Annotated in this window: 18 protein-coding genes and 1 pseudogene; 10 read left to right on the forward strand and 9 right to left on the reverse strand. The window is 58.1% G+C overall.

The window, feature by feature from the left end:
- Positions 1–12: 12 nt before the first annotated feature.
- Positions 13–1,437 (forward strand): aminobutyraldehyde dehydrogenase, encoded by a 1,425-nt coding sequence (gene patD, locus ACT3IC_RS20075; protein ID WP_473478792.1) that lies wholly within the window; start codon positions 13–15, stop codon positions 1,435–1,437.
- A gap of 197 nt (positions 1,438–1,634) precedes the next feature.
- Positions 1,635–3,083 carry a flagellin N-terminal helical domain-containing protein gene (locus ACT3IC_RS20080; protein WP_103179705.1) on the forward strand — a complete coding sequence of 483 codons (1,449 nt, stop codon included), beginning with the start codon at positions 1,635–1,637 and terminating at the stop codon, positions 3,081–3,083.
- Between the two features lie 15 nt (positions 3,084–3,098).
- Here the strand turns inward: ACT3IC_RS20080 and ACT3IC_RS20085 are convergent, their stop codons facing one another.
- From ACT3IC_RS20085 to ACT3IC_RS20095, 3 genes are read right to left on the reverse strand one after another with little or no spacing between them, the layout of a single operon-like run.
- Entirely contained in the window at positions 3,099–3,281 is a 183-nt protein-coding gene (locus tag ACT3IC_RS20085) for a DUF1869 domain-containing protein (RefSeq protein ID WP_103179704.1), read from the reverse strand.
- A gap of 4 nt (positions 3,282–3,285) precedes the next feature.
- Positions 3,286–3,639 (reverse strand): TehB family protein, encoded by a 354-nt coding sequence (locus tag ACT3IC_RS20090; RefSeq protein ID WP_103179703.1) that lies wholly within the window; start codon positions 3,637–3,639, stop codon positions 3,286–3,288.
- 10 nt (positions 3,640–3,649) lie between these two features.
- On the reverse strand, positions 3,650–3,991 hold the full coding sequence (locus ACT3IC_RS20095) for a TehB family protein (RefSeq protein WP_103179702.1): 342 nt from the start codon (positions 3,989–3,991) through the stop codon (positions 3,650–3,652).
- Between the two features lie 418 nt (positions 3,992–4,409).
- On the opposite strand from ACT3IC_RS20095, the gene ACT3IC_RS20100 reads away from it, so the two are divergent.
- Together ACT3IC_RS20100 and ACT3IC_RS20105 are read left to right on the forward strand one after the other, a co-directional pair.
- Complete coding sequence (locus ACT3IC_RS20100; protein ID WP_032610845.1) at positions 4,410–4,583, forward strand: GhoT/OrtT family toxin; 174 nt, start codon at positions 4,410–4,412, stop codon at positions 4,581–4,583.
- A gap of 84 nt (positions 4,584–4,667) precedes the next feature.
- Positions 4,668–5,426 carry an alpha/beta fold hydrolase gene (locus ACT3IC_RS20105; protein WP_473478797.1) on the forward strand — a complete coding sequence of 253 codons (759 nt, stop codon included), beginning with the start codon at positions 4,668–4,670 and terminating at the stop codon, positions 5,424–5,426.
- A 499-nt stretch (positions 5,427–5,925) separates the two neighbouring features.
- Here the strand turns inward: ACT3IC_RS20105 and ACT3IC_RS20110 are convergent, their stop codons facing one another.
- From ACT3IC_RS20110 to ACT3IC_RS20120, 3 genes are read right to left on the reverse strand one after another with little or no spacing between them, the layout of a single operon-like run.
- Positions 5,926–8,088, reverse strand: a complete 2,163-nt coding sequence (locus ACT3IC_RS20110) for a virulence factor SrfC family protein (RefSeq protein ID WP_473478800.1) — start codon at positions 8,086–8,088, stop codon at positions 5,926–5,928.
- The gene (locus tag ACT3IC_RS20115; protein WP_473478956.1) at positions 8,085–11,066 is read right to left on the reverse strand and encodes a virulence factor SrfB; all 2,982 of its coding nucleotides are present in this window, start codon (positions 11,064–11,066) and stop codon (positions 8,085–8,087) included. Before ACT3IC_RS20115 ends, ACT3IC_RS20110 begins: the two co-directional genes overlap by 4 nt.
- Positions 11,067–11,070: 4 nt before the next feature.
- Positions 11,071–12,417, reverse strand: a complete 1,347-nt coding sequence (locus ACT3IC_RS20120) for an SrfA family protein (protein ID WP_159339352.1) — start codon at positions 12,415–12,417, stop codon at positions 11,071–11,073.
- Between the two features lie 281 nt (positions 12,418–12,698).
- Here ACT3IC_RS20120 and ACT3IC_RS20125 point away from each other — a divergent pair, with 281 nt between their 5' ends.
- On the forward strand, positions 12,699–14,297 hold the full coding sequence (locus ACT3IC_RS20125; protein WP_103179698.1) for an ABC transporter substrate-binding protein: 1,599 nt from the start codon (positions 12,699–12,701) through the stop codon (positions 14,295–14,297).
- A 98-nt stretch (positions 14,298–14,395) separates the two neighbouring features.
- Entirely contained in the window at positions 14,396–14,629 is a 234-nt protein-coding gene (locus ACT3IC_RS20130) for a YdcY family protein (protein ID WP_156238843.1), read from the forward strand.
- Position 14,630: 1 nt separating this feature from the next.
- Here ACT3IC_RS20130 and ACT3IC_RS20135 read toward each other — a convergent pair whose 3' ends face one another.
- Together ACT3IC_RS20135 and ACT3IC_RS20140 are read right to left on the reverse strand one after the other, a co-directional pair.
- Positions 14,631–15,080, reverse strand: coding sequence for a DMT family transporter (locus tag ACT3IC_RS20135; protein WP_103179696.1), 450 nt, complete (start codon positions 15,078–15,080; stop codon positions 14,631–14,633).
- The gene (locus ACT3IC_RS20140) at positions 15,077–15,595 is read right to left on the reverse strand and encodes a GNAT family N-acetyltransferase (RefSeq protein WP_156654548.1); all 519 of its coding nucleotides are present in this window, start codon (positions 15,593–15,595) and stop codon (positions 15,077–15,079) included. Before ACT3IC_RS20140 ends, ACT3IC_RS20135 begins: the two co-directional genes overlap by 4 nt.
- Positions 15,596–15,745: 150 nt before the next feature.
- Here ACT3IC_RS20140 and ACT3IC_RS20145 point away from each other — a divergent pair, with 150 nt between their 5' ends.
- From ACT3IC_RS20145 to ACT3IC_RS20160, 4 genes and pseudogenes are all read left to right on the forward strand, one after another.
- Positions 15,746–16,321, forward strand: a complete 576-nt coding sequence (locus ACT3IC_RS20145) for a helix-turn-helix domain-containing protein (RefSeq protein WP_103822044.1) — start codon at positions 15,746–15,748, stop codon at positions 16,319–16,321.
- Positions 16,322–16,386: 65 nt separating this feature from the next.
- Positions 16,387–17,427 (forward strand): NADP-dependent oxidoreductase, encoded by a 1,041-nt coding sequence (locus ACT3IC_RS20150; protein ID WP_473478807.1) that lies wholly within the window; start codon positions 16,387–16,389, stop codon positions 17,425–17,427.
- Between the two features lie 255 nt (positions 17,428–17,682).
- Positions 17,683–18,351 (forward strand): GntR family transcriptional regulator, encoded by a 669-nt coding sequence (locus ACT3IC_RS20155; protein WP_103179692.1) that lies wholly within the window; start codon positions 17,683–17,685, stop codon positions 18,349–18,351.
- Positions 18,352–18,532: 181 nt separating this feature from the next.
- Positions 18,533–20,071 (forward strand): annotated as a pseudogene (locus tag ACT3IC_RS20160) (methyl-accepting chemotaxis protein).
- A 33-nt stretch (positions 20,072–20,104) separates the two neighbouring features.
- Here the strand turns inward: ACT3IC_RS20160 and pqqU are convergent.
- Positions 20,105–22,219 (reverse strand): TonB-dependent receptor PqqU, encoded by a 2,115-nt coding sequence (gene pqqU, locus ACT3IC_RS20165; protein WP_473478810.1) that lies wholly within the window; start codon positions 22,217–22,219, stop codon positions 20,105–20,107.
- Positions 22,220–22,438: the final 219 nt, after the last annotated feature.

Here is a 22,438-nt window from a genome sequence, read left to right on the forward strand (position 1 = left end):
CAGGACAAAGCTATGCAAACTCAACTGCTGATTAATGGTGAACTGGTCAACGGCGAAGGGGAAAAGCAGCCGGTCTATAACCCTGCCACCGGCGAGGTGCTGCTGGAGATCGCCGAGGCCTCTCCCGCCCAGGTGGACGCAGCCGTGCAGGCCGCGGACCGCGCGTTTGCCAGCTGGGGGCGGACCACGCCAAAAAGCCGCGCCGAGTGTCTGCTGAAGCTGGCGGACACCATCGACGCTCAGGCCGACACCTTAGCCCAGCTGGAGTCGCAGAACTGCGGCAAACCGCTGCACTGCGTGATGGGGGATGAGATTCCGGCGATTGCCGACGTGTTCCGCTTCTTTGCCGGGGCGGCGCGTACCCTGCATGGTTCGGCGGCAGGAGAATATCTGGAAGGGCACACCTCCATGATCCGCCGCGACCCGGTTGGCGTTGTCGCGTCCATTGCACCGTGGAACTATCCCCTGATGATGGCGGCGTGGAAGCTGGCGCCCGCGCTGGCGGCCGGTAACTGCGTGGTGCTGAAACCGTCTGAAATCACGCCGCTCACCGCCCTGAAGCTGGCGGAGCTGGCAAAAGATATCTTCCCGGCCGGGGTCATTAACGTGCTGTTTGGCCGGGGTAAAACCGTGGGCGACCCGCTGACCGGGCACGAAAAGGTGCGCATGGTGTCGCTCACCGGCTCTATCGCCACTGGCGAACATATCATCGGCCATACCGCCTCGACGATTAAGCGCACCCATATGGAGCTGGGCGGCAAAGCGCCGGTGATTGTCTTTGACGATGCCGATCTCGACGCGGTGGTGGAGGGAGTACGCACCTTCGGCTTCTACAACGCCGGGCAGGACTGTACCGCCGCCTGTCGTATCTACGCCCAAAAAGGGATATACGCCGCGCTGGTGGAAAAACTGGGGGCCGCGGTCGCCAGCCTGAAGATCGGCGATCCGAATGACGAGAGCACCGAACTGGGTCCGTTAAGCTCCCAGGCGCATCTCGACCGGGTGTGCAAAGCGGTGGATGAGGCGAAAGCCCTGGGACATGTACAGGTGATCACCGGCGGCAGCAAGCACGACGGTAAAGGTTACTGGTTCCAGCCCACCGTGCTGGCAGGGGCGAGGCAGGAAGATGCCATCGTCCAGCGGGAGGTGTTTGGTCCGGTGGTGAGCGTGTCGCCATTCGACGACGAAGAGGAGGTGCTGAACTGGGCCAACGATTCGCAGTATGGGCTGGCCTCTTCCGTGTGGACCCAGGATGTGGGCCGCGCGCACCGCGTCAGCGCCCATCTCCAGTACGGCTGCACCTGGGTTAACACTCACTTTATGCTGGTGAGCGAAATGCCCCACGGCGGGATGAAAATGTCAGGCTACGGCAAGGATATGTCGGTGTATGGTCTGGAAGACTACACCGTGGTTCGTCATATCATGTTTAAGCACTGATCTGTGCCCAGCGCCGGTTACTGCACGGTAACCGGCGCGCAATAATATATTTTATTGAATACATTAACTTAGAAATATATTTTGCTGCCCCTTATCTCAGGGGGAAAATATATCGTTTGGTTTTATAAAATATTTCCTAAATAAAATTTTGAGCGGGCCGATAGAGTAGTCAGACCAGACAAACGGCCCTGTTCATCATGCTTGCAATTAATCATAACGAGATTGCCGGGCTCTCGCTTAAGTCCCGGAAAGCAAACACGACGATGCTTTCTCAAACCATTGAACGCCTGTCATCCGGCTTGCGTATCAATAGCGCGAAGGATGACGCGGCCGGGCAGGCCATTGCCAACCGGATGTTTTCAAATATCAATGCGGATAGCGTTATCTCCCGCGGGCTCGATGACGCCATAAGCCTGGCGCAGACGGCGGAAGGGAGCCTGAGCGATATCGGGAATATGCTGATTAAAGCCAAAAGCCTGGCGATCCAGGCGGCGAACGGCACCCTGTCGCCGTCTGACCGGGAGAGTATCAACCAGGAGTATCAGCAGATCCTGGCGACCATTACCCAGGTCTCGGAGCAGACTGAGATCTTCGGTCAATATCCGCTGGCGACCGATAAGCCGGTATTACCGCCGCAATTAATCGGCGACGTACCGCCGTTAAACAACAAATTCCCGCTAGCCGGAACCGATTATTCATTCAGTTCTGGAATTATTCCGCTGGCCTATATTCCGGCCGGGTCGACGAATATCACCATTACCATTGATTCGCTGGGTCTGGATGACGATCTACAGTTATTTACCCGGGATGGAAAACATCTCGCCGGGACACCTTTATCCGGCCCTGATGCGGATTATACCTGGGTCAGCCGCGGCATCACTGATGGCACCAAAGCCACCGCATCGGTACTGACGGCTAAAAACGGTTTTAGCAGCGGGGCGGTCTATGACGATAGCCAGCTAATTGAGGGCGGCCCGAGCTGGAGCCTCAGCGGGGAATCGCTTAACTATAACGGGATGACCATTACCTACAGCGGCGATGGCGATCGCTATGAAGATAAAGCGATTGGCGCCTGGAACGACGGGGCTAACGGTTCGAACCGCATCGAACGCATGACGCTGGATACCGTCTCCGAAGATCTGCTGGTGATGGTGGTGGGGAGCGGCTCCTTTACCAGCAACATTACCTGGGGAACCTTGCCGACGCCGACAATGACCCCGGCGGTTCCGCCGAAGCAGAGCCGTCCCATAGAGGTGGTGACCAGCGCCAATTTTGGGGAGCAGATGCAAACCACCACCATCGAGCCGACCCCGACGGATTTAAAGACGCTGCAGCTGGAAAATAGCGATATGGCCTCCGAGGCGGGGGCCAGAAAATGTATGGGATTACTGGATGCCGCGCTGGAGAAAGTGAGCAGCTATCGTGGGCAGTATGGCGCAATGATGAACCGGTTTGAATCCAGCAAAGCGGTGCTTTCACAGCAGGGTGTGGCGATGCAGGCCGCCCGCAGCCGCATCCAGGATGCCGACTATGCCGCCGAGGCCAGCCAGCTTGCCCGGGCGCAGATCCTGGCGCAGAGCCAGAATGCGGCCCTGAAAATGGCGAATCAGGCGCCGCAAACGGTGCTTGAACTGCTCAAAATGTAAGAAGGGAGCGGCAAACTACCAGCCGCACACCTCGTGCTCGTTTTCCGTGTCGTAGGCGCGCACGGTGTTCACCAGCTCTTTCACCACGTCGGCAGCGACATCCGGGACGAGCAGCTCCATGGGGGCATCCGTCTCGTAATCCACCGACACCCCATTGCTGTTATTGGTGACGGTAACGGTATACGTTGCTTTGCCCATGACGTTACTCCTTGTGAGTATTAACGACTTTACCCAAGCCTGCGCCATTCAGCGTCACCTCAGGGTCGGCAAAAAAGTCGATATTGAACACGGTGTCCTCGGTCATGAGTTCGATACGATGCCATTTTTGCGGCGGGGAAATACCGAAACTTCCGGCTTCAATCAACAGCTCCATATCAGATTCGGTGGCGTCGCCGTCCGGAAATCCAAAATATTTTACGGCGCCTTGCATCACGGACAGACGGCCATAGATGCCTGCTTTGGTGTTGTGATGGGTGAAAAGCGCGGCAGGTGCAGTCTCTTTAGTCCAGAAGGGAGTGGCACGGGTATGCACAAAATTGGCAGGAATACGTAACATCGTTAGCTCCTCAGGCGTGAGAACGCCCGGCAAATTTTAGAACCTCGGGTTCAACAAAAAAATCGATATTAAAGAGGGTATCGTCACTCATCAGCTCGATGTGATGCCAGCGTTCAGGCGGGAAAACAGCAAAATGGCCGCTTTCAATGATCAATGTGGTGTCCGGATCGGGTGACGTTTCATCGGTATAACCCAGATAACGCACGGCACCCTGCATCACGCTAAGACGCGGATAAACGCCGGGACGGGTGCCGGTATCCAGATGACGCTTAAAAATGGCCGGCGGGGCAGTCTCTTTGTTCCAGAACGGTGTGGAACGGGTGTGAATAGAGTGTTGCGGAATACGCAGCATAACGTCCTCCCTGTGGATGAGGTCATTACAGCTCGGGTGATGGCTATTTTGTATCATAAATTGCATTTTAAATGCAACTTTAAAGGGGGGGCTTTTTCCAGGCTATACTTATCTACGCCGAAGGCCACAAAGGAGAGTCTGATGCTACAAGTCGATAAAGACAAATCCCGCAAAGTACCCGATTCGGGTAACAAAAAGCCTCAACCGGTTAAGAAGTAGAACCGGACTTCCAGGGCCGCAAAATGCGGTCCTGGTCAGCGTTTGTCCCGCCAGCTCCCGCCAAAAAGTTGTAGCAAAATATACCTAACTGTTATTACCACGCAAAAACTGTGGATAATGTGTAACAAAAATACTTGATCCATATCAACATATGTCGCATATTGCGCGCGGTTATTGAACAGCACATTGGGTATTTGAAATGACGTTGTATCAAAAGATGTTAATGTTTTACGCCGTCATGGCGGCCATCAGCGCGCTTATCACCTGGTTTCTCTCTAAAGATCGCAAACGTATCCGCTTCCTGAGCGCCTTTCTGGTGGGCTCCACCTGGCCGATGAGTTTTCCGGTTGCGCTGCTGATTTCGCTTTTCTGACAACGCCCCCCGTTTTACGTTACGGCGATAGCATTCCTCTTTGATGAGCTGTATAAAAACACAGTCGTCTGAAAAGGAGTGCTTATGAACAGCTTTTATTCGCAACAGGCCCGTTGCCTGGTGCGTTGGCAGGAACTGCCCGGGAAGGGGGAACCGCTGGTCTTCATCCACGGTCTCGGCTGCGCCTCTTCCTACGAGTATCCCCGGATAGTTTGCGACCCTCAGTTCGGCTCCCGCCGGGCTATTCTTATCGATCTCCCCGGTAGTGGTTACAGTGATAAACCGGAAGCTTATACCTATCAGACCTCAGCGCAGGCGCAGGTGGTCATCGAACTGCTCAACCATTTAGCCCTAACCTCATTCTGGTTATATGGCCACAGCATGGGCGGCAGCATAGCAATAGAAACGGCTGAACTGGCCGGGGATCGTCTGTCAGGATTGATCGTGTCTGAACCCAATTTTCATGCTGGCGGGGGCATGTTCAGCCGGGGTATCACTGCTCAGACGGAGGAGGAGTTTGTCAGTGCCGGTTATCAGGCCATGCTGTCGGCGGAAACCTCACCCTGGAAGGGTTGCCTCCAAAGCACTGCCCCCTGGGCAGTGTGGCGCGGAGCAACGAGCCTGGTTAATGGGGTACAGCCCAGCTGGAGCGAGCGCTATTTGCAGCTGAGTTGCCCGATATGGCTGATTTTTGGCGAGCTTTCGCTGCCGGATACCGATCTGGATGAGATGCGCCAGCAGGGTGTCGCAGTGAAAATGATCCCTGATGCTGGACATTCGATGTCGTGGGAGAACCCGTCAGCGCTGGCGAAGGCGTTGTTCGACTGTATGCATCAGGAATAGCGATCCGTCTATGATGAGCCGCAGGGTTGCAGGACAGTGCCATCAAACGTCTGTTTCAGACTAACAAGATCTGCAACGCTCTGCGATCGGCATGGGTAATATCATGCGGCTGCTCTCCCAGACGGATTAAGCGTGGCGCAGGGCTGTTAACCACTGTTTGTAGGCCGGGCAAACGCAGTGCCGCCCGGCGCAACACTGCCGGGTGGCGGCTTCGCCTTACCCGGCCTAAAAAACCCGACCCGAAAGCCTGAAGGAATAAGCTGAGGGCCACCGCGAAGCGGCGATTTTCTTGCCGGGAGCCGGGATTGTTAAGGGGGCGGCGATAGCCCCCTTAACACGTTCACGAGTGACGCGGTTTACAGAGAAGCAAGGAAAGTATGGTGAACGGAAGCACCGCCACTGCCGCATATTCCCCTCACCCCACCGAGACAAGCCTGGAATGAGGGGGGTACAGACCGCTCCTGTACCCAGTGTTACCGGCTAAAGTTCTTGCACCGTATCAGGCGAGCAAAGCCTGCAACGCTCTGCGATCGTCATGGGTAATATCATGCGGATGCTGATACCCGATGTTATCAATCGCCTGGGTATAGAGCGCCACCAGCCAGTCATAGACATAGGCCGTGGCTGCATGCACCGGCTGCTCTCCCAGACGGGTCAAGCGTGGCGCAGTGCTGTTAACCACAGGCGTGACAAACACCGGCTGCCCTTTGCGGATGCGGCTGGCCGGGCGGGCGGAAGCTGGTGTCTGAGCGTAGCCGACCCATCCCACAAAATTGCCGAGTGCGGCATGCAGCTGTGCAGCGCTGCTTTTATCGGTATCAACAATCTTTTTCAGCTGCGCCAGCAGATTCAGACGATAGCTGGCAATCACCAGCACATCGCCAATCTGCTGCAGGATCGCGGTATCCAGCCCCAGACGGCTGGCGACGGCTTCATCCCGGCTCCACTGGCGCAGATGGTTGATCCACACCTGATGGGCCAGACGCGCTTTGTCCGTCGGCTGCAACATTTCATCGCTATCCTGGGCGCTGTCGGCAAACAGGTCGATGGTATCGGTAAACAGGCCGTTAACCTGCTCTTCGCGCGGCTGTTGCACGGCGAGCAGCGTCTCAAAGGCGCGCAGCGGCGGGAGTAATCCCTCCAGCAGCTCGCCGTGACGGGCGGCGCTCCCCTGCAGGGCACGCACCATCGCTTCGGCGGTGCCGCGCTGGGCGTCAGGATCCTGAGTCAGCGGGGCCAGATACCCCCGCATCAGCTGATGCAGTTCCCGCTGATGCTGCTGGCGTAACCCCTGCAAACGCGTCTCGCGCTGGGCGGGCAGCGTCGCCTGGGATAACCACTCAATCACCCGCTGCATACTGCTGCTGTCCAGCGCCTGCAACGTTCCCCAGTGCTGGCCGGGTTTGCCGAGCAGCTGTTGCACCGCTTCGTCGAGGTTGGAACGGCGGGTAAAGCGCGCATCCTGGGGCGTAATCGCCCACACCAGCCCTGGCAGGGCGGCATCGTCGCCCTGCTGGGTCGCTTTCACCCAGTTAAGCAACATTTTCGCGGTGCGGGCGGTCTGGCCGTGATGGGCAGTGGCATTGCAGATCACCAGGACATCCGGCTGCAGCTGCTGGCGATAGTGCTCCAGCAGCCACTGCAGTTTCGCCTGGGCCAGCGGTGAATCGGGCTGCGCTGACGGGGCCGGAATATCAATAATATCCACTCCGGCCAGCGCGCTATTTTCTACCGGCAGGATCAGCTCCCGGGTGAGCAGGGCCAGCACGTCCAGCGGGATGCTGATGGCGTTAAGCAGCTCGCCGTTGTGCAGCGGGTGCAGTACCGCCTGCTGGACCTCCGGCAGGGCGATATCACCCCGGGTGAGGAACCCTTCGGTCGGCAGGCCAAAATTATCCACCAGCAGGCTCAGCGGCGCGGCCAGCGCCTGGGCGTGGCTGGTCTGGTGCAGAATTTGCGCCAGCTTGAGCCACTGCTGGGTCAGCTCCTGCTGTTCGCCCCACAGTAAGGACCAGACGCTTGCGCGGGTACTCAGATCCAGCGACGGCAGCAGCAGGGCAAACTGATGCCACAGGGCATCGTCCATCTGCTGGGCGGCGGCGGGCACCGTGTCGCGCCAGTAGCGGGCGATAGTGCCGACGTCGGCGGCGGTGATCCCCGGTACGCTCTGAGGCTGGCGCAGGGCGCGCCATTTCTCCAGACGCGCCTCGATAACGGATTTATCCACCGCCGGGAGCGTGGCGCGGGCCAGAAACACCTGCACCAGTTCAGCTTCGGTGAGCAGGCTCAGGCGCAGCGGAAACGCGTCATCGGCCACCTCCGTTGCGGTGGGGGTAAAGCGCAACGCCATGTTGGTCAGGGCGTGGCCGGGATTGATGTGCGAAAAGTAGTCAAAGGTTCGCTGGCCGACAATCACGTTCATTCGCTGATTGTCGCTGCCGCACAGGGTGGCGAGCAGGTGGGCTTTCGCCGCCTGGGAGTGACCATATAACCCGATGGTGCTCCCGGCGCTCAGCGCCCGCTGAATAGCCTTTTCCCGCGCGTCGGCAACCGCCAGTCTCGCCAGCAGGGCATCGGCGTCATTGTCGAGGAGCGGGGCGTGCTGACGCGTTGCGTTGATCCACCCGATTAATGCCTGAGTCGTGGTCGTCGTGGCTCTCATTTCAGGTATACGCTCCCGCTGTCGATCCAGTAATGGCTACCGCTGTGTCGGCGATCGGCCAGAGTATTCAGTTTAAAGGTCAGGGCATCGGCCGGGACCGGCGTACCGTCCTGCAGCCAGGCATCGCTCAGCTCAAAGGCTTCCGGACCATCCTGTTTATTGCCGCCGCAGAGCTTCAGGCGCACGTTAAGCACCCCGTCTCCGGCAATGGATTTCGCCAGCTCCGCCGAGTTAATGCTCAGGGTATAGAGCGGGGTGGCAGGCCAGCGGGCGTTCGCCAGCTGACGGAAGCCCAGCGTCACATTGCCGCGCAGCGGGAAGTGCAGGCGTGTATCCAGCTTCGCCCCCGGCTTGTCGAGGTCGATATCCTGATACCAGACGTTCTCCTCGCGCAGGGTATTTACCGTGTTATCCAGTACCCCGAGGTAGCGCACCGTGGAGTAAGCGCCGATATCGGCCGCCTTAAAGTTAAAGCGCGGCAGGCGCAGATCCAGCGCCAGGCTACAGAGCATCGCCCCAACCGCCGCGGTGGATTTCGGATTGCCAATGCGCCCCTGCTGGCTGAACGGATACCACTCATGTACCCGGTATTTGTCCAGCCACACCATCCGGCTGACCGGCACCGGCTGCAGATGGCGGATCAGCGCCTGAACGCCAGGCAGACAGCCAGGACGCCCGGTGATCAGCAGAATATCGCAGGCATAGTGGGAGATCGCCTCTGCCACCGCATGCAGCGGTGCTGCCAGGGTAAAGTGTCCGGCCAGCATCGCGTCCTGCATTTCGCGGAAGTTAACGTGCAGCGGGACGGCAAACAGGTCGAACGGTGCCGACCCGGCTGGCAGGGCGTGCTCGATGGCCTGTTGCAGGTAGTTCATCACGTTGCGCGTCGGCTTGCGGGTCAGCAGATCGCCAAAGGTGGCGTGCAGTCCGTCGAGCGGATCGTCAACGTCGCTGGCTTCCCAGGCGGCGAGGATCGCATGTCCAATCGGCATAAACAGCTGTAAAGCCGTCTGCTGGCGCAGCACCGCCTGGGTGTCGATGCGCCCGGAGTCGCCAAACAGCGAGGCCATCAGCAGAGACGCGTCGGCAATGCCCGATTTCTGCAGCTGGGTTTGCAGGGCGGGCAGCACGTAGCGCTGGATCACATCCAGCAGCGTGTCATCCCCTGCGATCTTAAAGCCTTCGCGGAACAGCAGCTGCGGGGCGATCTTGACGTTACTGCCCGAACCGTCGTCGAGCTGGTAATGGGTGATGGCCATATCGGTGGTGCCACCGCCGATATCAATCGAGGCGACGCGCAGGGCCCGGCCCGGCTGACAACCCGGCTCCGGCTCGCGATCCGGGCGGGCAAGGGCGGCGAAAAAGGCTTCGGTCTGACCGTTGTAATGGGAGATGGCCTCGTTATAGAGCCACACTAACTGGCCGCAGCTGGCCTCATCCCACTCCATCTGGATTTCCGGCACCGGCACCACGCTTTTCTCCTGCTGTTTACGGCTGGAGAAGTCCTCATCCTGCGGGTGCCAGCCCATCGCTTTCCAGACGATGGCGATGGCTTCAAACATACGGCGGCGGAAAATCTCGCGCTCCTGCTTCGGCATCGCCGACGGCAGGGTGAGGATCAGGGTGCGCAGCTGGCGCGGTGACGCCGGGAAGCCCAGACGCAGACGGGTGGCGACGCTGTTGATCTGCCCCAGCGCCTGCGCCAGCAGCTCGCAGAGCATGTGGGTCATCAGGGTGCTACGGCTGTACTGCGGGGAGAAGACCGGCAGACGTTCATCCTGCGGTAGGGTGAACAGCGGCTGGCCGTCATCGTTCATCAGGTTCATCAGCGGGAAGGCGGTCGCCAGCGGTTCGCGCTGGGTTTTGCTGTTCATCTGGCTGAAACGCCAGTCCTGTACCACCGGGGTTTCATCCCACAGGTAGCGGCGCGGGCTGGAGATACCGCTGTTGCCTTCGGTGCCCAGCCGCTGGGTAGCGAGCTTGCGCGCCTCGTCGCCGACGCGCACGATAGAGGGCCAGACAAAGGCGTCTTCGCGGCCGCTCTCCACCGAGAAGTGCTGCTTGCCGAAGCGGGCTTCGGAAAACTCCAGGCGGCTGGTAAACAGCGGCTCGTTGAGGAACTGCGGCTCGCTTAACGAGCGCACCTGTAGCTCGGCGGTCTGGCGCAGGCCGTCGTTGGCGTCGCCGTGATCTTCAATGATCACCCCGCAGGTATGGGTGTTGCCGACATCGAGGATCAGATCCACCGGGATAGCCGGGGTGCTGAGGGTGTGGGTGACAAATTTGACTTCCGGCACCGTGAGCTGTTCGCCCAGCATCGCCAGAATGTTCAGCCAGTGCGCCTGGTATTCAAAATTGCGCATCGCCAGCTGTAAATCGCGCTCGGCGCGGTTCTCCACGCCGGTGGCGTACTGGGTGAAGGCTTCCCGCAGCCAGCCGTCAATCCAGGTCTGGTCGAGGAAGTTCGCCACCTCGTCGTCGCGCCAGGCCAGCGCGAAACGGGTGCCGTTGAGAATGTCGTTCTCCACCGGTGAAAGGGCGCTGGTGGCGTGGGCGGCGATCTGGCTGTCCAGCGCCAGGGTCACGCGGTGGCTGTTTCCGGCGTTATCCGGGGTCTCCAGCTTACGCACCTGCACGCGGGCCCAGTTGTCCGGGCCTTCAACGAAGGTGCGCGGCGGGTTAAAGCGCAGGAACGGCACCGGCAGCCAGACACCGTCGAGCACCGCCAGCGACTGCTGAAGCGGAATGGTGCTTTCGGGTTTCACCACTTCTGGCTGTCCGCCGTTGGTGGCGGGCAGGGTATAGCGGCCATTCACCAGATCAAAATCGAGGCGCAGCAGGGGGCCGTTGGCGGTTTTACGCACAAACCGCCCGCTCTGGGCGGAGTCCTGCGGCGTCAGGCCAAAATCAAGAAACTGTACGCCGCTGTTCGCAATCAGCGTCACGCTCTGTTTGTAGTCGCAAAGGTTTACCAGCATAGGATCACGCACCTGCCTTCCTGAATGTCAATGGAACCACGGTCTTCGCGTCGTAGCGCGCGCTGCATTCCGCCACATCACTGGTGCCGGCCTTACAGGTAATTTCCGGCATCGGGTAGCGCGAGCCGTCAGCGCAGCGGGCATGGCCCCGGGTTTTGATCAGCAGCTCGCCGTTGCTGTGCAGCCCGGAGAAGACCTCCACGCGGCAGACCACGTTGTCGCCGTGCACCACGCGGGCAGTGCCTTTGTTGTTCTGGATTTGATAGCGCAGTGAAGGCGGCTTGCCGGTGATCGGATCGGTGACATCCAGCATGACCCGCCAGCTACCGTTGAGAAAACGGGTTGAACCGGCTTTCACCTGCCCGGCGTCCATGACCAGCGCATCTTTCGGGATGGCGGCAATCACCACCGGTTCCGCAGGGGCTGGCTCTTCGGCTTTAACGGCCACCACTTCAGCCTGATGCAGCGGCAGATTCAGTGGCAGAGGCTCAACCGCGGCAACGGGTTTGGGCTCAATCGCCACCGGGGCAGCAACAGCGGTTTTGACCGGCTCGGCGACAGGTGCCTGTTTCGGCCACAGCAGCGGGGCGGCAACGGCGGCCACCACCACGGCGGCAACCGGCAGCGGCCACAGCGGAACGCGACGTTTTTTCGCCTGCACCACCGGCGCGGCAGGCTCCGGTTTTGGCTCTGGCTCGCTGGCGCTCATTACCGGCGCGGACTGCGCTTCGTAGAGGTCATTGGCGGTGATCTTCACCGTCGCCGGGGCGGCAACCAGCGGTTCATCGGCTTTTTCGAAAACGATGGCCGGGGCCGTTTCAGGCTCGGGGTCGGGCTCAGCCACCGGCGCGGGCATCGGGTCCGGCAGCAGCGAGGCGCGCAGGCAGTCGAGAATATCCTCCCGCGCGTTTTCATTGAGGTTCACAAAACCCCAGAAGGTGATCACCGGCTTGCCATCAACCAGGAAGAGGAAGTTTTCACCGGGGAACTGAAATGCTTTGGAAAGCAGGGAACCAAACAGCTGCTGGGCGGTTTTTGGCGACTGAAGCGATTTTTTGCTCAGGGATTCGACACTCGACAGGGTGCCTTCCAGCAGGCGCAGCGCCCGAAAACGCGCATCTTCATCGGCGGCTTTCCAGCTTTTAACGGCGCCCTCAACCGGTGAGTACCAGTCCACCCGGTCGCCCTCGTCATTGACCTGCGGAATGGCAAGGCAATCGACAATGGCTTGCTGTTTGCGCAGACGCAGCGCCTCACGGATTTGCAATGCTGATTCAAAAACGGCCTGTCCGCCGCCGCCAACGGCCTGAAAATCATCCAGATTGCCGCTGCGTAAAAGGGTTTTTGCCACGATTTGGTCCCATAGACTTTTTCACGCGTCTACTTTACGAAATCTGCCGGCAAACAAACGGCAGAAGAGACGGCAAAAGGGGCGATTTCTTGCAGCATTGCGGCGGTCGAAAGTGCTTGACGTTGAATGTACCTTAAGGCAAATCACCGTCTGGCGATTGGCGGGAAAATCAGCGGAAATAACTGCTTTAGAATAACCTGATAGTGTTTCGTTATTTGCCTGTGGGCAGGTGCTGTGCTGTTATTATCGTTCTATATAATAAAACCAAACAGGTAATTAACATGTCTACAGGGAAAACTCTTCTTGCGCTGGCGTTAAGCGCATTACTGCCAGCGGGTGCCGCATGGGCGGCCAATAACGATACCATTATCTACTGCTCTGAAGCGTCACCGGAGTCGTTTAACCCGCAGATCGCCAGCTCCGGCCCGAGCTTCGTTGCCAGCTCACAGGTGCTCTATAACCGCCTGATTAACTTCGATCCGGTCAAAAATACCCCGGTGCCTTCACTGGCTGAATCCTGGACCATTTCGCCGGATGGCAAAACCTATACTTTTACCCTGCGCAAAGGGGTGAAGTTCAACAGCAACAAATTCTTTAAACCGACCCGCGATTTTAACGCCGATGACGTTATTTTCTCGGTAATGCGTCAGAAAGACCCTAACCATCCATACCACAACGTCTCTCAGGGCAACTACGAATACTTTAACGACGTCGGCCTGGATAAGCTGATCCAGGAGGTGAAGAAGATCGACGACAACCACGTGCAGTTTGTGCTGAGCGAACCGAACGCCGCCTTCCTCGCCGACTGGGGGATGGACTTCGCCTCGATCCTGTCGGCGGAATATGCCGACGCGATGCTGAAAAAAGGCACCCCAGAAAATGTCGATACCTGGCCGATCGGCACCGGACCGTACGTGCTCCAGCAGTATAAGGTTGACTCCCTTATCCGCTATATCGCCAATCCGAACTACTGGGATGGCGCGGTGCCGACCAAACACCTGATCTTCTCCATCACCCCGAACGTCGAAACCCGCCTCGCCAAGCTGCAAACCAACGAGTGCCAGATTATTCCTGCCCCATCGCCGGTGCAGTTTGAGGTGATCAAGAAGAACAAAGACCTGACCCTGCACAGCGTCGATGCGCTGAACGTCGGCTATCTGGCGTTTAACACCGAGAAAAAACCGTTTGATAACGTGCTGGTGCGCCAGGCCCTGAACTACGCCACCGACAAAAAGGCCATTATCAACGCGGTATTTATGGGCTCCGGCACGGTGGCAAAATCGCCGATCCCGCCGAATATGATGGGCTTTAATAAAGATGTGCAGGACTACAGCTACGATCCGGAAAAAGCGAAAGCGCTGCTGAAACAGGCGGGGCTGGAGCAGGGCGCGGAAGTGACCCTCTGGTCGATGCCGGTACAACGCCCTTACAACCCAAACTCGCGCCGCATTGCGGAGATGATCCAGAGCGACTGGGCGAAGGTGGGTGTTAAAGCGAAAATCGTCTCCTATGAGTGGGGCGAATACCTCTCCGGCATGCGTAAAGGCGAGCACGACAGCGCCCTGTTTGGCTGGATGTCGGATAACGGCGACCCGGATAACTTTGCCGACGTGCTGCTGGGGTGCGACAGCATCAAAACCGGCTCCAATGCTGCACGCTGGTGCGACAAGGGCTATGATGACCTGGTGCAGAAGGCGAAGCTCACCAGCGATCCCGGCGCGCGTGCGAAGCTCTACAGCCAGGCGCAGGAGATCTTCTATCAGCAGGCACCGTGGATTGCGCTGGCCAACGGCAAAACCTTCTTTGCTACCCGCAGCAACATTAGCGGATACAGCGTGAGCCTGATGGGAAGTGATTTCTCGAAGGCGAAAGTAAACTGACAGAGCGCCCGGTGGCGGCTGCGCCTTACCCGGCCTGCTTATGGCACCCGTAGGCCCGGCAAGCGTAGCGCCGCCGGGCAAGCTGAGAAGGAGTGACAATGTCACATTTAGAGGATGTTACCGCCCGCGTTGACGCGACGATAGCCGAAAGCGTGATTGCGCATATGAATGAACTGCTGATCGAGCTTAGCGAGGATAGCGAGTTAACCCGTGAAGATCGCTATACCCAGCAGCAGCGCCTGCGTAACGCCATCGCCCACCACGGTAAACAGTATAAAGAGGACCAGGAGGCCCGCCATGACAGCCTGACCAAAGGCGGCGTGATCCTCTGATTCAGAACTGGCGTCTGGCCACCAGCCAGGCGCCAACCACCAGCAGCACCGCGCCGCATACCGGGCCGATCAGGGCCTTGAGCGGCACCCCCTGGCTGCGCACCACATCCATCACCAGACCCCCGATTAACTGGCTGGCAACCAGCACGGCGATGGTCGTCGCGGCCCCGACATACTGATAGCCGCTGATGCTGGCGAAGACAAAAAATGAGCCCAGCAGGCCGGGAATTAAGGTCCACCAGCGCACGGTGTGAACCAGCTCGCTGAACCCGGCGACGCCGTTTTTAATCAGCAAAATCGAGACAAACAAGACGATCCCCACCAGCGAGTTGAGCAGCATGGCGATAAGAATAGTGCTTGAGGTCTGGGTGATGCGTACCATCAGGGTGTTCTGCACCACCAACCCAATGCCCGCCGCCACCAGAAATACCAGCGTCAGGGACTGGTTCATCCGATGTTATCCGGTTCGCTGCGCTCATCGAGCTGAAGCTGCATAAAGGTCAGATCCAGCCAGCGGCCAAACTTAGTCCCCACCTGCGGCATCTGGCCAGTGGTGACAAAACCTAACGTCTCATGCAGATGTACAGAGGCATGATTCTGCGCTTCGATCCCGGCCACCATCACGTGCTTGCCGATGCGTCGGGCCTCAACAATCAGCTGTTCCATCAGCGCCCGCCCGATGCCTTTGCCCTGATGATCCGGATGCACATACACCGAATGCTCAACCGTATGACGGAACCCGTCAAAGGCGCGCCAGTCGCCGAAAGAGGCATATCCCGTGACTACGCCATCATGCTCGCTGACCAGCACCGGATAGCCCATCACCTGGCGCGCCTCGAACCAGGCGATGCGGTTATCGGTGTCCACGGTGGTGTCGTTCCAGATGGCGGCGGTATGCAGTACGGCGTGGTTATAGATCTCGCCGATAGCGGCGCAATCCTCTTTAGTGGCGTGACGAATAAGCATCTGAAACCTCGGGGTGTGTTGTTCACTATAGTGGTACGCAGTGTCACAATATTACACAAACAGTCGCTGAAAACGCTACGGCATAACACATATCTTTTCGTTATGAGAAATGCCAGTTGTAATCCATTACTTTGTCTATAGTATGGCGTGATGAATATTCTGTCAGACAATATGAATCAACGGATCAGCGCGCGCATTCGGCTTGAACGCGAGTCGCGCGGATGGTCCCTGAGCGAGCTTGCCGAGCGGGCGGGCGTGTCGCGGGCGATGATCCATAAAATCGAACGCGGCGACAGCAGCCCGACCGCCACCTTGCTGGCCCGTCTCTCTGGCGCGTTTGGCATCAGCATGTCGACCCTTATCGCCCGCGCCGAGATGCAGGAGGGCAAGCTGCTGCGCTTTGAAAGCCAGCCTGTCTGGCGCGACCCACAAACCCACTATCTGCGTCGACACGTCTCGCCGCGTACCGATCTGCCTATCGACCTGGTGCAGGTTGAATTGCCCGGCAACAGCGATGTACCGATGCCCGCCTCCTCTTATGCCCTTGCGCGCCAGCTTATCTGGCTTCAGTCGGGGGAGCTGGTGTTTCAGGAGGGGGATACCCGCCATGAAATGCGGGCCGGAGATTGTCTGGAATTAGGCCCGCCGAACGACTGCCGGTTTATTAACGAAAGCGGCGAGCCGTGCGTCTACCTTGTCGTCAGGCTTAACCAGTCCGGCTCATAATGTTAAAGCGGGCAGGGGAAGATGAGGCTAGGCTCTAAGGACGTTTCTATAAAAAGGAGTGAGGTATGAGTCAATCTTCAACGCAAAATCGTCAATGGGTTCTGGCTTCTCGTCCCCATGGTGCCCCCACCGCTGATAACTTTCGTTTAGAAACCACCGACATCCCTCAGCCCGCCGACGGCCAGCTCCTGCTGCGCACGATGTGGCTCTCTCTGGACCCTTATATGCGTGGCCGCATGAGCGATGCGCCATCTTATTCGCCGCCGGTAGAGATCGGTGCCGTAATGGTGGGCGGCACCGTCAGCCGCGTTGAGGCCTCGAACCATCCTGACTATCAGCCGGGTGAATGGGTGCTCGGCTACAGCGGCTGGCAGGAGTATGAACTCTCCGACGGCAACGGGCTGGTGAAACTGGGTGAGAACCCGGAGCACCCTTCATGGTCGTTAGGTATTCTGGGCATGCCAGGTTTTACCGCCTACATGGGACTGCTGGATATCGGCCAACCGAAAGCGGGTGAGACCCTGGTAGTGGCCGCGGCGACCGGCCCGGTAGGTTCCACCGTTGGGCAGATTGGCAAGCTGAAAGGTTGCCGGGTGGTAGGCGTTGCCGGTGGGGCGGAGAAGTGCCGTCACGCCACCGAGGTGCTGGGCTTCGACCAGTGCCTGGATCATCACGCGGATGACTTTGCCGAACAGCTTAAACAGGCGTGTCCCCAGGGGATTGATATCTACTACGAAAATGTCGGCGGTAAAGTGTTTGACGCGGTGCTGCCGCTGCTAAATACCGCCGCGCGCGTGCCGGTGTGCGGTCTGGTGAGCGGATATAACGCCACCGACCTGCCGCCAGGGCCGGATCGTCTCGGGTTGCTGATGGGCACTATCCTGAAAAAACGCATCCGCATGCAGGGGTTCATCATCAACCAGGATTACGGCCACCGCATCGAAGAGTTTCAGCAGCAGATGGGGCAGTGGGTCAAAGAGGGCAACATCCACTATCGCGAACATGTGACGGATGGCCTGGAAAATGCGCCCGATGCGCTGATTGGCCTGCTGGAGGGGAAAAACTTCGGCAAAGTCGTGATACGTGTCGCGAACAATAACGAATAGTACCGGGTATGGCGGATTATTCCGCCATACTAAACTGTGCAAATTCCAAAATAACGTCTTTAATTATACAGGCATAGAATAAACGAAACGCGGTATACAAATCGGGGTCTATTATTTTTTCAATCACACAAAGTTATGATTGAAGGTTATCTTTTGACGTAAATCAGGCATGCGATACAGGATATATCAAATACTCAGCGGTCCTTATTTAACCGTCTGTGAAATATAGTTAAGTGTGGGTAACAGGAATAGAACATGCTGGATTTGGATAATTTAGAAAAAGCTCAACGAATGAGTCTGACGATGCAGGTTGAGGTGAGTCTGAAAAGCGCGCTGATTGCCGGCGCGTTAAAGCCAGGCGCACGGCTCGTCACCAAAGATATTGCGGATAAACTCGGTACCAGTATTACTCCTGTTCGTGAAGCGCTGCTGCGGTTGGTCTCCGCGGGCGCGCTGCACGCGACCCCGGCGCAGGCTTTTCTGGTGCCGGAAGTCAGTTTAGAGCGTTATAGCGAAGTCAATGCCATCCGTAAGGAGCTGGAATGCATGGCTGTCGCGGCGGCATGCAATCAAATGTCCGACGAGAAGTTAGAGACGCTGCGCGATCTTTCAGAAAAATTTCACGAGGCGATGAGCAATGGTGAGGTGGAGCGGGCGCTTCACACCAACCGTGCTTTTCGTTTTACGCTCTATCATTATGCCGATATGCCCACGCTGATGTCGCTTATCGAACAGCTTTGGGTGCGCATAGGGCCTTGCTTCAACTGTCTGTACAATCCAGACATTGTGCTGCCGAGCCGCTCCTATCGTTATGATGAACTGCTTGATGCCCTTGCGAAGGGCGATCAGGAGGCCAGCCGTGCGGCGATTGATAAAGTGATCGACGAAGCGAATGAGATATTAATCAGGCAGTTTGTGAACTAACCGCGCCATAAATAAACGAAGCGGTAATTTCACTAAATATGACCTGTTCTTTTTTCCGGCAGACGTGCTGCTGCCGGAAAGTTTATTTATTAGCCTACTGATAAGACCAGCTTAACTATGAAATAACCCTGACCTCTGCCGATAACCTTAAAAGGCACATTCGCCTTTTAAGGAGCCAGGAATGAGTGTCAGTCAACGATTACGTAATATAAAAATGAGCAGAAAGCTCGCGGCGGGTTTTGGTCTGGTACTGCTGCTGGTTGCAGTATCGACCCTGCTCAGCGTGATGCGCTTTAAAGAAATTCGCGACGTTTACCAGCAAACCAACCTGATCTACAACATTAATATCTAAGTCTTCCAGGCCAAGATCAACCGCCTTAAATTCCTCTATACCGGTGATGAAAAATCTGGCCAGCTGATGGCGAATTATGTCAAACACGCCGTGGAACTGACCGAAGAGGCCCGTGAGCTGGAGTGGACGGCAAAAGAGAAGGCCATCGTTGACGCCATTGCCGGGCACCTGGCCCGTTTTGGCAGCAGCGTGACGGAAATGCAGAGCGCGATGATAGCCTGGAACGCCAACAAAAACGACCCGGCGGCCACCGCGGCGCTGAAAGCTGCGGAAGACAAAGTCAAAACCGCTGGCGACGACAGCAGCGCTTCAATCCGCGAGATCATTGCCCTGGTCAAGACCCATAACGATTCGCTGGCCTACAGCTCAAGTACCATCACCGCTATTATTGGCGTGGCGGCGATCCTCTTCGGCATTCTGGTCTCCTGGTGGGTGACCCGCCAGATCACCCGTCCGGTAAAACAGAACCTGCAATTGGCTGAGCGTATCGCCAGCGGCGATCTCAGCTCCGATATCCACCCGCAAGGAGAAGACGAACTGGGCAAACTGACCGGAGCGATGGGGCGGATGAACGATAAACTGCGCTTGATGATTGGCGAGGTGCGCAGCAGCGTGGCGCAGGTGTCGCTAGCCGCCAGCGAAATTGCCGAAGGAAATACCGATCTCTCCTCGCGCACCGAGCAGCAGGCTGCGGCAGTCGTGCAGACCGCCGCCAGCATGGAGGAGCTCACCGCCACGGTGAAGAACAACGCCGATAACGCCCGTCATGCCAGCCAGCTGGCGGCAGAGGCCTCGCAGACTGCGACCCAGGGCGGACGGGTGATGCGCGACGTGGTCAGCACCATGAGCGATATCAACACCAGCTCGCAAAAAATCGCCGATATCACCGCGGTGATCAACAGCATCGCCTTCCAGACCAATATTCTGGCCCTCAACGCAGCCGTGGAAGCGGCGCGGGCGGGAGAACAGGGGCGGGGCTTTGCAGTGGTGGCCAGCGAAGTACGCAGCCTCTCCCAGCGCAGCTCTCAGGCGGCGAAGGATATCGAGCAGCTGATCAGCGAGTCGGTCTCCCGCATCTCTACCGGCAGCGAGCTGGTGGCGAAAGCCGGGCAGACCATGGAGCAGGTGGTGGATTCCGTCACCCGCGTAAATGACATCATGGGCGAGATCTCTTCGGCTTCGGAAGAGCAGAGCCGTGGTATTGAGCAGATCTCCCGGGCGGTGATGGAGCTGGACACCACTACCCAGCAGAACGCCTCGCTGGTAGGCGCCTCGTCGACGGCGGCAGGAGCGCTGGAAGATCAGGCCCGTCTGCTGGAGTCGCTGGTGGCGGCGTTCCGTCTGGAACAGCGCGCACAGATGGCGTAAAAAAAACCGGCAGCCTCGGCTGCCGGTTTTTTATCACTCGAAGCGATACGAGACGGAAAGGCCCACCCCGTAGTTACGCCCGGGAGCCGGTTCGTAGTAACGCCCGTTGGATTCGTTCACAATCACCGAGCCGACATACTCTTTGTCGAACAGGTTATCCACGCGACCAAAGATGTCCATGCCCCAGTTGCCCATGTTCAGCTTATAGCCGGTGTTCAGACCCACAACGGTATAAGAGGGCGCTTTGGCGGTGTTTTCGTCATCGGCTTCGATGTCGCTCATATAGCGTACATCCGATCCCGCATACCACCCCTCGACCGGCTGCCAGCCAAAGGAGGCATAGCCCATATTGCGGGCAATGCCCGGCATCCGGTTGCCGTTACAGTCGCCATCGCCACAGACGTTGGTGCGGTAGGTGGCATCCAGATAGGTCCACGCCATTTTCAGCTTCCAGTTCTCAGCAAACTGCTGATCCAGAGAGAGCTCCACCCCCTGACGGCGGGTTTTACCGGCGTTCTTGTAGCTGGTGCGGCCGCCCGCGCTGGCGTCAACGACGATCTCATCGTCGGTATCGGTGCGGAAGAGCGCCGCGGTGAACAGACCATTGCCGATCCGCGTTTTGCTCCCCACTTCATAGGTATTGTTGGTCGACGGCTTGAGGCCAAAGTTCAGGCCGCTCTGGTTATCGGAACGGTAGGAGAGCTCGTTGATGGTCGGGGTCTCAAACCCGCGGCCTGCGGCGGCATAGAGGTTCCAGGCGTCGGTCACGCGGTACTTCAGCGCCCCGGCCGGAAGCCATTTGTGGTAGCTGGCCTCGCCGCTGTCGTCGCCATTAGCGCCCTGCACATAGTGGTCGTTCGAGTCGAACCAGACGGAGCTGTAGCGCACGCCCGCATCGAGAGAGAGCTTTTGCGTCAGTTGCCAGTTAGTTTGCAGATAAGGGTCAACGTTCCACATCAGGTTACGTTCATCGCGACGCTTCGCCCCTTTGACGCCGTAGTCCGGCACCCCGTTGTTCATCACGAAGTTTTCATACCCGCGACGATCTTCGCTCAGGTTTTCGTAGTTCAGGCCGGTGGTAAAGGTCATTGGCACCAGCAGCTCCCCGCGGTGGGTCCAGCGGGTATCGATGCCCTGGTAGTGACGCTGCATGTCGATCACGCCGCCAGCGTGAGTAGGGCGCAGCTGTGGCTGGTACGGGATCGACTGGTACTGGGTCATCTCACGTTCACCGGCGTAGGCCATCACGCTGAGGTCGTCCTGCGCGGTGAGCTGGCGCTCATAGCGCAGGCCGGCCTGGGTCTGCTTGATGGTTTTGCGGGTGTTGTACTGATCGCCGCGCGGCGACTGGCGCGGGTTGTCCCGCCACTCCTGATAGTCCAGCCCGCCGGGATCGTTGGCTTTCATATCCACGCTGTTGAAAATCAGGCTCAGCTTGCTGGCGTCGTCGATGCGCACGCCCAGCTTGGCGTTGGCGAGATTTTTACGCGCCCCGCTGTGGTCGCGATAGCCATGGGTGGTGAAGCGAGTGGTGGAGACGGTGTAATCCACATCCCCCGGCTGGGTGCCGTCGCCCATCGCGCCGGTGGCCTTCAGCCCGTAGCGCCAGCTGCCGTAGCTGCCGTAATAGCTGCTGGCCTCGACGGTGTTCGGCTCACGCCCGGTTTCGGTGGTCATGTTAACCACCCCGCCGGAGGCGTTGCCATAGAGGGCGGAAAACGGCCCGCGCAACACTTCTACGCTCTCAATGCTGTTGAGATCGATATTCGAGGTTTGCCCCTGACCATCCGGCATCGTCGCCGGGATACCGTCCACATAGAGGCGAATGCCGCGCACCCCGAAGGTGGAGCGGGCGCCAAAACCACGGGTTGAAAGCTGCAGATCCTGGGCGTAGTTCTGTCGGTTCTGGATCTGTAATCCCGGCACGCTGCCGAGGGATTCAGAGAGGTTAATCCGCGGGGTCGCATGACGTATATCCTCGCCGTTAACCACGCTGACCGCTGCGGGGGTATCTAACTCAGAGAGCGATTGTGGGGACGCGCTGACGATCATGGTCTGTTCGTCGGCCGCCATCGCCGCGACAGGGGTTAAAACAGCAGGAACCAACAGCAGGGGGAGCGTTGCCCTGCGGGCAGAAAAGATTTTCATGAATTAAAAAACCGCTTAAAAGAGAGACGAACCAAATGGAACATGTGCGGGTATGGTAAATCTTTTGTAAATATTTTGAAAACCAAAACAGCACATAGCGTTAACCCAAGTGTAGGTTAAATCAGCGAATAAGCTTGATGCGATCAAGAATTACTCCACATTGAGATAAATAATGATTACTATTCTCATCCATAATCAGGCGAAGCGATGACTTTGCCA

This window comes from Leclercia sp. GHBNCSD (assembly GCF_055805075.1).

Excerpts from the sequence above, each read along its gene's own strand:
- patD (WP_473478792.1), top strand. The coding sequence starts at position 13 with ATGCAAACTCAACTGCTGATTAATGGTGAACTGGTCAACGGCGAAGGG.
- ACT3IC_RS20080 (WP_103179705.1), top strand. The coding sequence starts at position 1,635 with ATGCTTGCAATTAATCATAACGAGATTGCCGGGCTCTCGCTTAAGTCC.
- ACT3IC_RS20085 (WP_103179704.1), bottom strand. The coding sequence starts at position 3,281 with ATGGGCAAAGCAACGTATACCGTTACCGTCACCAATAACAGCAATGGG.
- ACT3IC_RS20090 (WP_103179703.1), bottom strand. The coding sequence starts at position 3,639 with ATGTTACGTATTCCTGCCAATTTTGTGCATACCCGTGCCACTCCCTTC.
- ACT3IC_RS20095 (WP_103179702.1), bottom strand. The coding sequence starts at position 3,991 with ATGCTGCGTATTCCGCAACACTCTATTCACACCCGTTCCACACCGTTC.
- ACT3IC_RS20100 (WP_032610845.1), top strand. The coding sequence starts at position 4,410 with ATGACGTTGTATCAAAAGATGTTAATGTTTTACGCCGTCATGGCGGCC.
- ACT3IC_RS20105 (WP_473478797.1), top strand. The coding sequence starts at position 4,668 with ATGAACAGCTTTTATTCGCAACAGGCCCGTTGCCTGGTGCGTTGGCAG.
- ACT3IC_RS20110 (WP_473478800.1), bottom strand. The coding sequence starts at position 8,088 with ATGAGAGCCACGACGACCACGACTCAGGCATTAATCGGGTGGATCAAC.
- ACT3IC_RS20115 (WP_473478956.1), bottom strand. The coding sequence starts at position 11,066 with ATGCTGGTAAACCTTTGCGACTACAAACAGAGCGTGACGCTGATTGCG.
- ACT3IC_RS20125 (WP_103179698.1), top strand. The coding sequence starts at position 12,699 with ATGTCTACAGGGAAAACTCTTCTTGCGCTGGCGTTAAGCGCATTACTG.
- ACT3IC_RS20130 (WP_156238843.1), top strand. The coding sequence starts at position 14,396 with ATGTCACATTTAGAGGATGTTACCGCCCGCGTTGACGCGACGATAGCC.
- ACT3IC_RS20135 (WP_103179696.1), bottom strand. The coding sequence starts at position 15,080 with ATGAACCAGTCCCTGACGCTGGTATTTCTGGTGGCGGCGGGCATTGGG.
- ACT3IC_RS20140 (WP_156654548.1), bottom strand. The coding sequence starts at position 15,595 with ATGCTTATTCGTCACGCCACTAAAGAGGATTGCGCCGCTATCGGCGAG.
- ACT3IC_RS20145 (WP_103822044.1), top strand. The coding sequence starts at position 15,746 with ATGAATATTCTGTCAGACAATATGAATCAACGGATCAGCGCGCGCATT.
- ACT3IC_RS20150 (WP_473478807.1), top strand. The coding sequence starts at position 16,387 with ATGAGTCAATCTTCAACGCAAAATCGTCAATGGGTTCTGGCTTCTCGT.
- ACT3IC_RS20155 (WP_103179692.1), top strand. The coding sequence starts at position 17,683 with ATGCTGGATTTGGATAATTTAGAAAAAGCTCAACGAATGAGTCTGACG.
- pqqU (WP_473478810.1), bottom strand. The coding sequence starts at position 22,219 with ATGAAAATCTTTTCTGCCCGCAGGGCAACGCTCCCCCTGCTGTTGGTT.